At 58.5% G+C, this 11,450-nt stretch carries 10 protein-coding genes and 1 pseudogene; 7 read left to right on the top strand and 4 right to left on the bottom strand.

Annotated features, from left to right (window positions below; translation table 11 throughout):
• Window positions 1-7: 7 nt before the first annotated feature.
• From ACUXH0_RS22070 to ACUXH0_RS22080, 3 genes are all read right to left on the bottom strand, one after another.
• Window positions 8-1,012, bottom strand: coding sequence for a YqaJ viral recombinase family nuclease (locus tag ACUXH0_RS22070; RefSeq protein ID WP_182594587.1), 1,005 nt, complete (start codon window positions 1,010-1,012; stop codon window positions 8-10).
• A 77-nt stretch (window positions 1,013-1,089) separates the two neighbouring features.
• Window positions 1,090-2,055 (bottom strand): DUF932 domain-containing protein, encoded by a 966-nt coding sequence (locus ACUXH0_RS22075; RefSeq protein ID WP_182594586.1) that lies wholly within the window; start codon window positions 2,053-2,055, stop codon window positions 1,090-1,092.
• 94 nt (window positions 2,056-2,149) lie between these two features.
• Window positions 2,150-2,365, bottom strand: coding sequence for a hypothetical protein (locus ACUXH0_RS22080; RefSeq protein WP_259393735.1), 216 nt, complete (start codon window positions 2,363-2,365; stop codon window positions 2,150-2,152).
• 423 nt (window positions 2,366-2,788) lie between these two features.
• Between ACUXH0_RS22080 and tnpB the strand changes: the two are divergent.
• The 7 genes and pseudogenes from tnpB to ACUXH0_RS22115 all read left to right on the top strand — a co-directional run.
• Window positions 2,789-2,866, top strand: a pseudogene (gene tnpB / locus ACUXH0_RS22085) (IS66 family insertion sequence element accessory protein TnpB); the annotation flags it as partial.
• 691 nt (window positions 2,867-3,557) lie between these two features.
• On the top strand, window positions 3,558-4,685 hold the full coding sequence (dndC, locus tag ACUXH0_RS22090) for a DNA phosphorothioation system sulfurtransferase DndC (protein ID WP_220660175.1): 1,128 nt from the start codon (window positions 3,558-3,560) through the stop codon (window positions 4,683-4,685).
• Window positions 4,678-4,890, top strand: a complete 213-nt coding sequence (locus ACUXH0_RS22095) for a DNA modification system-associated small protein (RefSeq protein WP_182594583.1) — start codon at window positions 4,678-4,680, stop codon at window positions 4,888-4,890. Before dndC ends, ACUXH0_RS22095 begins: the two co-directional genes overlap by 8 nt.
• The gene (dndD, locus tag ACUXH0_RS22100) at window positions 4,874-6,976 is read left to right on the top strand and encodes a DNA sulfur modification protein DndD (RefSeq protein ID WP_182594582.1); all 2,103 of its coding nucleotides are present in this window, start codon (window positions 4,874-4,876) and stop codon (window positions 6,974-6,976) included. The genes ACUXH0_RS22095 and dndD overlap by 17 nt, the downstream gene beginning before the upstream one ends.
• Window positions 6,973-8,514, top strand: coding sequence for a DNA translocase FtsK (locus ACUXH0_RS22105; protein ID WP_182594581.1), 1,542 nt, complete (start codon window positions 6,973-6,975; stop codon window positions 8,512-8,514). The genes dndD and ACUXH0_RS22105 overlap by 4 nt, the downstream gene beginning before the upstream one ends.
• A gap of 16 nt (window positions 8,515-8,530) precedes the next feature.
• Window positions 8,531-9,058, top strand: a complete 528-nt coding sequence (locus ACUXH0_RS22110; RefSeq protein ID WP_182594580.1) for a hypothetical protein — start codon at window positions 8,531-8,533, stop codon at window positions 9,056-9,058.
• Between the two features lie 15 nt (window positions 9,059-9,073).
• Window positions 9,074-10,285, top strand: a complete 1,212-nt coding sequence (locus tag ACUXH0_RS22115; protein WP_182594579.1) for a DGQHR domain-containing protein — start codon at window positions 9,074-9,076, stop codon at window positions 10,283-10,285.
• A 616-nt stretch (window positions 10,286-10,901) separates the two neighbouring features.
• On the opposite strand, the gene ACUXH0_RS22120 is transcribed toward ACUXH0_RS22115, so the two are convergent.
• Window positions 10,902-11,231, bottom strand: a complete 330-nt coding sequence (locus ACUXH0_RS22120; protein WP_012436517.1) for a hypothetical protein — start codon at window positions 11,229-11,231, stop codon at window positions 10,902-10,904.
• Window positions 11,232-11,450 lie beyond the last annotated feature (219 nt).

The raw sequence follows: 11,450 nt of genomic DNA on the forward strand, positions 1-11,450 counted from the left end.
CCTGAAGTCAGGGGTAAATGAGGAAGCGGCGCGAGCCGGTTTTGGGAATGGCGTACTGCTGCACGAGATCCGGGTGGTCGGCACGTAGCCGCTCCAGATCAGTTGTCGAGCCGTCTTTGCTGCGCTTGAAGGTGACTTCGCCGGTTTCGAAGAGCGCCCGCGAGGCATCGCCCATGGCCTGCTGGAGGGTCTGCTTGAGCTTGGCTTCGACTTGCTGGTGGGCTTCGATCTCGGCCCGGACGGCCACCAGATCAGCAAAGGCGGCGGACAATTGACGGTTGTCGGAGAAATCCACCGTGCCGCCGCCGTCCTTGGGATAGAGGCAGCGCAGCGCCCGGTCGGCGGATTCGGAGCCGTCTCCCGGTGGTGGCTTATCAGTCTCGACGTAATGCCAGAACTGCGCCTCAAGCGGGATCAATCGAGCAATCAGATCGTCGTCCCGCTCGATGCGGTGTACGGCCAATTGCTGGCCGCATAGCAGCACTGCGACATCTGCAGCACGCTTGCCGGTGACCGCCAACTGATGCTGCACTTGCAGCTGCACGTATTCGGGCACGCCGTCCTGCCAGTGGCGGGCTCCGAATTCGCCCGCCGTCTTACACTCCAGGATCTGCACGTCGGATGCGCCGATGACCTCCCGGTCCAGATTGGCGAGCATGAACGGGATGGTGGGGTGCTGTAGGACGGCGTTGACTTTGCGGACCCGGTTGCCCGTCTGCTGGGTGTAGGCAGCGGCCACGATCGGTTCCAGCAGCGTCCCCCAGTAGACAGGTTCCCTGGTGTCGCCGGGGTCGGGCTTGGGCAGGTCGGCATCACGCCCGGTCTTCTCCAGCCACAACTCCAGTTGACTCTTGTACGGATTCAAGCCAACCGCAGCAGCGGCATCCGACCCACCGATCCCCGTCTTGCGGACGGATAGCCAATCGGAGCGACTTAGCTGCTTGGTCTCTACCAGGCGAAGAGCGGGCCGGCCCCGTTCCTTACCGCGTACGGTCTGAAAGGCGTCGGACATAGCGGTACCTCCTTAGAAGCACAAAAGCCCGGTGAACCAAAGTTCGACCGGGCTTTGTGTGAGAAGAGAAGTGAGGATCAGACGACCAGCTTGAGCGCCTCATCCCAGGCTTTCTGCTTGAGGGCGGCTCCCTGACCGAACCAGGCTGCATCCAGGCGATGATCGTCACTGCGTGCGCGGCGATGGTGGTCGACAAACTCCGTGATGCTGTTGACCAGGCCCCACGCCGTACCGGCCGCAGATGGCAGATCCGCCCCTTTACCGCTGCCGGTATAGAGTTCTCCCACCGCCTTGATGGCCCGCTCGTTGACGACTACACGATCAGCCAGATTCGTCGTCGAATAGGTCAGTACTCGCCGGAAGAAGGTTTCTGCGGCCGAGTCGGTGACCTTGCGCTCGGCGAGTGCCTTGGTGCGGGCCATGAAGCTGTCCCAGGATGAGACCGCAATACCCAGTTGGCGCTTGACGGCAGCGGCATCGAACTGCGAACGGTGCGGAACCTTGACCACGCCGGTACCGTCGCCCAGCGCGATTTGTAGCGTGTTGTTGCACACAACACGCACCGACGTGAACTGCGCGGTGGTGGCGAGTGTCCCGTCACAGGCAGTCGCCAGAAGCAGATAGCCATCCACCTTGTCCTTGCCCTTGAGCAGGCCAGTCTGGCCGGTTTTGGCAAGTGCCCAGAACTTGCGGCCTTCTTTGAGGACGCCGGCGGTTTCCAGCTCGAAGCCACCGACTTCCGTCAAGTCTCGGTAGAACTCCAGGATCTCGGCAGGCTGCACTACGTTGTATCGGGCACTGACGACGGACAGAGGGGCCTTCGTATCCGAGCGATAGAGCACTTTCTGTTCCGGGAAGGCGTGAATGGAGCCGAGGCTGGAACCAGCGCTGCCTGAGACGAAGCGCACTTCGGTTTCTTCGATCTGCCAGTTCATGCCGGCCTGCTTGGCCCAGACCTCAACGGGCTGGCGGGGTGACAACTGATTGCCGAGGCCGTGCCACGGGGTTTGACCAACATAGGCCATGGTTTGGACGAGATGCATGGATGCTCCTTGGAAAGACAAACGCATAAAGCCCGGCGGAAGCCGGGCTCTGTGATGGATGGAAGGGGAGAGAGAAAACGTGCCGTCGACCGGGTCAGCGGTTGCTGAAGGTGTGACCGCAGTCGAGACAGACAAAGTTGTCGAGTACGTGGGTATCGACGGCGTCACCGAGGGCAGCGCCGGCTGCGCAGCCAGTCGTGCCACCGATGAGGCCACCGAGGATGGCGCCAGCAATGCCACCGAGTGCAACTCCAACTGGGCCGGCCAGCATGCCGACCGTAGCGCCGGCTTCGGCACCGGAAACAGTCATAGCGACGCCGCCTACAGCACCGGCGAGGGCACCCACCGTGCCGCCGACCTTGGTTGCGTGGTTGAGAGTGTCAGTGCGAGAGGACTGACAGCGAGGGCAGGGGATGGTCATTAACACTCCTTGTTTAAGAGACACGGGCGGACACGTCGTGTCCGCTTCAAGGGAGTGATATGTGACCCAAGAAATCTGGAATCCTGAGACGGTGCAGCGATGGTTAGCATTCGGTGGCCTGGCTCCGCCGCAGCGGATTGTGCGACGTGGCTGCAGGGGTGGTTGCGTTGATCCTGGCAGAGTTAATATTGCTGGCGGTGGAGCAAATCGACATGCGCGCAGGCACCGACACGGTGCTGGTACGGGTGGTGGGTGTTTGGAGCGGCGAGACCGCACCATGTCTACCCGTTTGCCAACAAGCCGGCTACGCGCATGAAGGTGCTGGTCTATGAGAGCATCGGGATCTGGCTGGCGGCGCGGCGACTGAACAAAGGGCGTTTCATCTGGTCGGACAGCATGACGGCCATTGCAACGCCGTTGTGCCCCGAACAGCTTCAGGCCTTGTGTTCGGCTTGCCTTGGCAACGCGTCGGCCCTGACGGGTGTCGGTGCGCAGCTATTCCTCAAGCTGCCCGGTCCATTCGTCCACCACGCTCGGACTGACCCGCTTCGGGCACTTCGGCTCCGTCGCTCCCGGCTCCCGCAGCTACGCCCGCACCGTGTTCTGGGACAAACCCGTTCGCCGTGCGATCTCCCGCAACGGCAACTTCTCGCGGAAATACATCCGTCTGATCTTGGTCAACATGCCCACCGTGATCACCCCTGTATCCCCTGCTCAAAGATTGAGCAGGACATTCAATCACGTGGGTCAAATTTCGATGCAAATCACCCCGCCAAGTGGGTCAATTCTGCTCGCGCGTTAACATCTGTTACGCCTCTGGCCCCCGCAGGGCTCGCCCAGCCGGCTACCAGAGACGCACCCTGCCCGCATTGCGGGCACCCAAAGCTCGACGGATCCGAGGATGCACTCAGAAAAAGCATTTGCCCTCGGCTGCTACCCGAGCGGCTCCGGTAAAATGTAGGTTATTCAGTAAAAGATAGACACGGCGTTCAACCTTGCGCAACCTCCGACGGTCTTTTGCGGCGTCCAGGAGCATTATTTGCCGTCCAGGCCGTAATTGGACGCATTTTAGGAACATTTTGTGAGTTTAGAAGAAGCCAGTCGACCCATCCAGGAGAGGTGGTCTGAAATCGTCCAGCACGTCAAGGATGAGTACCTCTCGACGGCGCAATCCTACCCGTGGATTGTTGGATTTTCGGGAGGCAAGGACTCAACGGTCGTCGCCCACGCCGTCTTCGAGGCCCTCCAGGCCATCCCGCCCAGCCAGCGCACCCGCCCCGTCCACATCGTCTCGAACGATACGATGGTTGAAAGCCCCTTGGTAATGGCACATCTGGACGACGTGTCTCGCCAGATTCAAGCTGCCGTGGACAGCTTGAGCCTTCCCATCACCGTGGCCCGTACTCGCCCGGACCCAGATAAGACCTTTTGGGTCCTGCTCATTGGCAAGGGATATCCGAGCCCGAACCAGCAAATGCGCTGGTGCACCGACCGCCTGAAAATCCAACCGACGAGCACCTACATCAAGGACAACGTTTCGAAGCACGGCGCAGCAGTGGTCGTCCTCGGGGTGCGTCGAACCGAGAGCGTCCGCCGTATGCGTACGGTGGATAAGTACGAAAACGACCGTGGCTCAAACCTTAACCCGCACTCGAGCATTACGGGCGCCTACGTCTTCCGCCCCATTGTCGACCTGACGACGGACGATGTCTGGGAAATTCTCGGCTCGTTCCCTGCTCCCTGGGGGGGCACACACACCAAGCTGTTCCAGCTTTACCGTGATGCCGAGGGCGGCGAGTGCCCTGTGGTGCTGAGCAAGGACGAGGCACCGGGTTGCGGCACAAAGAACAGCCGGTTCGGCTGTTGGACCTGCACGGTCGTGGAGAAAGACAAGAGCCTCCAGGGTTTTGTGGACTCTGGCCAGCATGCCTACAAGCCACTCATCGCCTTCCGTGATTGGCTGGTCTCCGTTCGTAACGATCGGACCAAGCGCAGCGCTATTCGGCGCAACGGGCGCTTGACCTTCGATGTATCGGGCAAACACATCCCTGGGCCCTTCACTATCCAGGCTCGGCAAGAAATCCTGAATCGCCTACTTGCAGTTCAGGCCGAGTTCGGTGCCCAGCTAATTACCGACGACGAGCTTGACTTGATTCACAAGTATTGGGCGATGGACCTGCAGCAAGAGGAGACACTGGCAAATGCTTGACACCTACGAAGACAGTGGCGTTGCTGACCTGCCCCTATGGGCCGACCCGGAGGCGAACGAAGTCTTGCGGGCAGTTTGCGCAAAGCACAAGGTTCCAGTGCACGTCATTACGGACTTGGTGGCGTTGCAGCGGGAGCGGCAGCACCAAGAGCGAGCGGCTGGTATCAACGCGCGCTTTGAGGAAATTCTTGGCGGTATGGAATAAAAACGGGGGCCGTGCTTTGTGGATTTCAAAAATTGAGCTGACAAACTTCAAGAGTTATCGGCACGCAGAATTCAATTTCCCCGAGCCAGAAGGCGAGCAGAATATCGTTCTAATTGGGGGTATCAATGGGTATGGCAAAACCTCTGTGTTGGAGGCGCTGTATTTGTGCCTGTATGGTAAGGACGCCATCGTTCACTTGGCGCGCGCTGGTCTGAAGACGGATGGATTCAAGGGCTATCCCTCCTTTTTGGAGGGCGCCTTCAATGGTGAGGCCCGTCGCGCCAGCGAAGACGTCATGTCGGTGCGTGTGGTCATCCAAAAGACGAAAACCAAGGGCATCGACATTTTGCGCCGCTGGTATTTCCGCACCTCGACGGGGGCGTGGCTCGAAGATGAAACCGTCGTCCGCGAAGTGACGCGCGGCGTGCCCGGCCTGCCAAAAACCGACGGTAAAGCTGGTTTCCTGTTGTCCGACATGTTGGACGACCGTTTCGTGCCTGCCCACGTGGCACCGTTTTTCTTTTTCGATGGCGAAGAAGTAAAGAAACTGGCTGACCAAAATCGCGTCGAGCAGGTCAAGCAAGGCTTGGAAGGTTTGCTGGGCGTGATGCTGCTGCGGAACTTGGCCGAGCGACTTAAGGGCTTCGAAGCCACCAAGCGCTCCGGCATTGCCAATGTCGACGACCAGAACATCGACCGCATGCTGGAGGCACTGACCGCCGACGAGGTGAAGCTTGAAACCCTGAAGGCCGATGCGGAGAAGAGCCGGCAGCGTCTTGAGGAACTGAAAGCCGAACGGAGCTCATTTTTTGAGCGTATCACCGCTGCTGGCGGTGGTGGTGGCGACATCGCGACGGTCAAGGACTTGGTCGAAGAGCGTGAGCAGCTGCGTGGCGGGCAGCGTGAAGTGCAGAAAGCCTTGGAGCGAATCCTGGCCGATAAGCTGCCCTTCCACCTGATGCCCAAGAGCCTCTTGCAGGATTTCCGGACTCAGCTGCAGCGTGAGGTGGCTCTCACCGAGTGGCACGCCGAGTGCCGGGCATTGCAGCCCAAGCGGGCCAAGTTTGAGAATGCGTTCTTAGGCGCCAGCACGCCCGAAATCTCGCCGAACCTGACTGATGCTCAGGTCGCTGCAATCAAGGGCCGTATCGAGACCGCTTGGGCCTCACTGTTCCATCCACCGCCATCGAACTGTGCCGACGAAATCACTCACGGCTATCTGCACGAGAGCCTGCGTGAGCGTGCGCTGTCGTTCCTCGACTCTATTGACGTGGGTCAGCAAGAGGTGCTGGAGCTTTTGGGCCGGCAACGCGACCTGAGCGCGCGCATTGAGGAGCTCAATCGCAAGATTTCACGAGTTGAAGGCATCGACCGCGACGGTACGTTGGCCGATCTGAAGAAAAACCTGAACCGTGTCTCGAAGGAAATCGACGACATGGAGGCGCACATCCGCGATGACGACCGCGAGGTCATTGGTCTGGAAGTCACGGTCAACAACACGCGCTCTCGGTACCAGCAGGAAGCGAAGCGCCGCGATGAGACCAGTCCGGTTCGTCAGCTTCTGAGCAAGTCCGAGCGCGTGCGCGCGGTTGTCGACGAGGTCATTCCAGCGCTATTCCCGCTCAAAATCAAAGCCCTTTCCGACGCGATGACTCGAGTCTATAAGCAACTGGCTCACAAGACGCAAGTCTCTCGCATCGTCATTGATGGCGATGGCACGACACACGTCCTCAGCAAGACTAACAAGGAGATTTCGTTCGACCGATCCGCAGGCGAGAACCAAATCTTTGCCACGGCCTTGATCGCTGGTCTGGCGGAGGTGTCGAAGGTAAAGGCCCCCTTGGTGGTCGACACGCCGCTGGGTCGTCTGGACAGCAAGCACCGCCAAAACATCCTCGATTTTTGGATTGGTAATACGTCCCGCCAAGTCATCTTGCTGTCGCAAGACGAAGAAATCGATGTCGATCTCTACAAGCGCATCAAGAAGCATGTCAGCGCCACTTTCCTTCTTACGCATGAAGACGTGGGTGACGGTATGGGAAGAACAACCGTAATTCCAAACAAGTATTTTGGGGGTGCCGCATGAGCGACCTAGACCTCCAACAGGCACTGAGCTCCCGCTACAAAACAAGCCTAGAGGCCGACGGCTACACCGACCAGCTCCGGCAGCACTTGGCACTCGAGACCAAGGCGCAGGTTGCTCGACTCGCAATTGGTCGTTCTCTGGCTATGGGCGGGTTGTTGGATATGGTCATTGATGGGCAGGGGCGAGATATTCCTGCGTCCTCTCTTTTCACTGCCGAGAACATTGGTGCCTGGGTCGGGTTGATCGTGACACAGTCGCTCGCGCACGGCGGCCCGGTCGTCGATTCCATGGACAGCTTGCGTCTAGCAATCCGGGCCCACTGGCATCGGGGCGCGCTGTCACTTTGGGCAGACTGGAAGGCGAGTGACGAGAACTACGACAAATTCATTGAGACTCTGGTTGAACGCCGTTCAGACATGCCCGAGTTCTCGAGCTGCAAGTCCACCAAGGTGCGCGACGATGCCAACCTCGGTGGAGAAAAGGCGCCGGAAGACGCGTCGGTAACACTGGCAAAGGCGCTCGACGAACTTGGCATCAAGGTTCAAGTCAAGGAGGCCATCCATGGCCCCCGCATCACGCGCTATCGCGTGCTTCTGATGAACTTGGCCGACTCCGCCAAGCTCAAGCGCAGCATGTCGCAGCTGGGCCTAGCCATGAACCTGGGTGAGGCGTTGCCGACCGTCGCCAATGGCGACGAAGCAAAAACCGTCTTCATTGACCTACCTCGCTCGAAGGCCACGTGGAAGACCGTCGGCATCGAACGGCTGCGCGAATGGGCGCAATCCGGCTCGCGTGACCAAAATCAGCTGATGGTTTATGCGGGCGTTTCTGTCACCGGCGAAGACCTTAGCTTCGACCTGACTGCCGCGACACATCTATTGGTCGGCGGCACGACTGGTTCAGGCAAGAGCGTTTGCTTGCACTCGCTGCTTCTGTCTCTTCTGCTGCGCCACACGTTGGACACCCTGCAACTTGCGCTCATCGACCCGAAGCAAGTGGAGTTCCGGCCGTACGCCAAGCTGCCGAACCTCTATCACAATGAAATCGCGACAGAGGTGACCGCTGCACGGGAAATGCTTGAGGAGTTGGTCGTTGAGATGGACACGCGTTATGGCGTGTTTAACCGCCTCGGTGTCAACAACATCGGTGAAGCGCGTCGCAAGGGTCAGGCGTTGCCCTACATCGTCGTGTGTATTGAAGAGATGGCTGATCTCCTCATGCAAGATCAGAACATTGAGCCATTGATTGCTCGCTTGGCGCAGAAGGCCCGAGCCGCTGGCATCCACCTGATACTGGCCACGCAACGACCGGACGCGAAAACCTTCACGGGCCTCATTCGAAGCAACATCCCTGGGCGGATTGCCCTGACGGTTCAGAAGGGCACGGAGTCTACTATCATTTTGGACGAGACCGGTGCGGAGAACCTACTAGGGCAGGGCGATATGCTTTTGAAGATGCCAGGTGAACCGCTGCGCCGCGCTCATGGGGTACTCCTAAAGCCAGATCAGGTGGTGGCCGCCATTGGGAAGAAGATCTAAAAATAACGGGGGGGGCATGACAACAGAATCGAGAGATTGGACTCGGCATTGGACGGCCTTAAAGCGTGAGTTGATTCTGCGCGCAGTCGAGCCCTTCGAGTCTCCAACTTTTGTTTTGTTTTTTTTGGCAATCGTTGTCGGGGTTGGTGGCATTGGAATATGGGTCGAGCTTTTCAAACTTATTCGACCACAAGGAACGCCCGATCCACTTGGCGGGTTTATCACATCCCTTATCGCCTTTTTCTTCGCAGTCGTGGGCACGTCATGCACGCAGCTAATTATCGAGGAATCGGAAAGCAAAGCCTTACGCGCATTGGCTCAGTTCGTTCTGTTTCTAGCCTTTGTCGGCGCTGCCCTTGCGATCGCTGGCGTGGGCTCTGGACAGGCGGGCGTCTGGTCCTGGACACTCGCGTCCATTGCTGCCTTGGTGGTTTGGTGGGTAGCCAACGCTAAGTCTCCAGGACTGAGGGATCCTGACGCCCCGACCGGGGGAGCAGTGACAAAGAAGCTGCCAGGCGATCTTTCCGATTACAAGACAAAGTGACGCTAGGAGGACGACATGGTCACGTTTCCGTTGAGTGTGCCGGCTCTTCGAGTTGTCCAGCCCATTGGGGTGTATTACGTTGCGGTTATTCCCGCCGAAGTTTTGCTTCAAGTCTCGTACAGCGACAAGCTAACCGCCAAGTGGGATGCAGAACGTAGCATTTATGTTCTTGAAGGTACGCAACGTCCACTCCAGGAGAAACGCTTTCAGCAAATAGCAGAATACATAACTCGCGCGGACTCTGCATTTCCGAACACAATCATCCTGGCGGCGAACTTTCGACAGGAGGACGGTCTGCTTGAGACTGGTCCTGACGAAACATCACCGTCGGGGACGCCTGATCCACGTTGGAGCATTGCTGACGGTGTCGACGGAATCGCGATGCTCACTATTCCGACAAAGGAAAAGCTGGCCGCAATCATCGACGGGCAGCACCGATTGCTTGGTTTCACGCAGGTCAAGAAGCCGGAGCTTCTGAAGATGCAGTTGATTTGCTCAGTGTTCCTTGGTTTGCCAAAGCCATTCCAGGCCCAGCTATTTGCCACAATTAACTCGACGCAGAAGGCGGTTGACAAAAGTCAGACATATGAATTGTTTGGCTATAACCTTGAGGACGAAGATCCGGAGGAGTGGAGCCCGGATAAGCTTGCTGTTTTCATTACTCGCAGGCTTGGCACGGACTCAGAATCGCCTCTTAAGGGGCGTGTTGTAATAGCTGCGGAGACGGACGAAGAGCTCAAGGCTTTGGGGGCAGAGGCGGACTGGCGAGTATCCACTGCTGTAATTGTTGACGGGGTTCTCCGTCTGATAAGCAGTAACCCGAAGCGCGACACTGCGGCTATGTTGGAAGGCAGTCGTAAACCTCGCGCAGTTCTCAGCCAAGGGCGAGTTGATCGCTCGGTACTACGAGATCTATATCTTGCTGGACAAGATGAAGTGCTCTACATCCTTACTCGCAACTATCTGGAGGCGTGCGAGAACATTTTCTGGCGAGATGCTCCCAAAGACTCTTACATTACGAAGACCGTCGGGGTACAGGCGCTGTTAGACGTTCTGAAGATCGTGGCCAAGAAGGCGAATGAAGATCGCGACATATCGGTATCTCGTTTCGAGGGGATTCTCAAGCCAGCGGCAGACATAGACTTCGCTGCCGACGCATTCAAGAATGCGAGTGGAGCCGGAAGGACGACCATAAAGCGCGCCATAGTGGCAGCCTGCGGGCTCTAAGCGACTATCGCAGTGTGTGGCCAAATCGACCACGATGCATCGTAGGCTACCCCCGAACAAATCATCGCCAAGCTGCGCCTCATCGAAGTGGCGATGAGCTGCGGCAAGACCGCCCAACTGGCTTGCTGAGCTGCGCAGGCGGTATGAGAAGGACTGGTTTGATGCGACAAATCGACGGGAAAGCAGATGGGTTGCCGAACTGCGAGCACAGTTCTCTGCGCCCCGCTGGCACTGCCTTGATGGTGTCAAGCTGAAGCGGGATGGTAAGTCGGGGCAATCGAACCAAAGTGTTCCCGAAAATTGGGGGCATATTTGGGGGCATGGAAGAGCTTGGGAATCTTGAAAATCCTTGTGTATCAAGGGTATGAAAGATGAGTTGCATTCCTGCAGCCGCACCAGCATCACGAGAACGGCCTCCCTCGCGGAGGCCGTTTTCTTTTGGCGAGCGCGTTCAGGCTGCTACGCGTGCGTTTCTTCTCCAAGATGCACGCCCAGCGGCGCTTGGTATCCATGCTCGCGCACGCATGCGTTCCTTCACGGTCACCGTTTCGCGATCGGCGTGGATTCTGCCGAGTGCTACCGAGTCCCGATCGCCCGCGATTCAGCCTCGCAACGCTCAACCGCGCCGCACCCAGACGACCTTGCCGCCCTGGATGCCCAGGTTGCGGCGTTCTTCGCGGTAATCCATGGTGCCGGGCAGGGCCTTGCCATCGCGCTCGCTGACGCGCCAGAGGCAACCGTTGAGCAGGGCTGTGGCGTCCTGTTCGGATTTGCCGATCAGGGCGTCGTCGGGAGCGGCGGCCGCCTTGCACGTGGTGGCGGGTGGGGTGTGTTCGATCATCTTGGATTCGCCCGCCTTCCCGGCTTGTTCTAATCCGGCCGTCGAGCAGCCGGCCATACCGGCGATTGCCGCAATCGTGGTGATTAGCGTTGCCAAGCGCGTCATACAAGGTCCGTCTGATGTCGTTGTGGAGAGCGCGCCCAAGTGACGCGCTCAAGCGTGACGGCAGTGTACCGATACCGGCTTGCGAGGCGCCTTGCGTCCGGAGTGTTGCCGCTGCGCAATGGCTTGGTAATACCCCCTGAAATCCACCGCTGGGAGAAGTAGAATTTTCTCGTTAAGAGGGAGTTCTGCAGATGAAGAAGTCGAGATTCACAGATAGCC

The sequence above is a fragment of the Ralstonia sp. 110700041-2 genome, assembly GCF_056280165.1.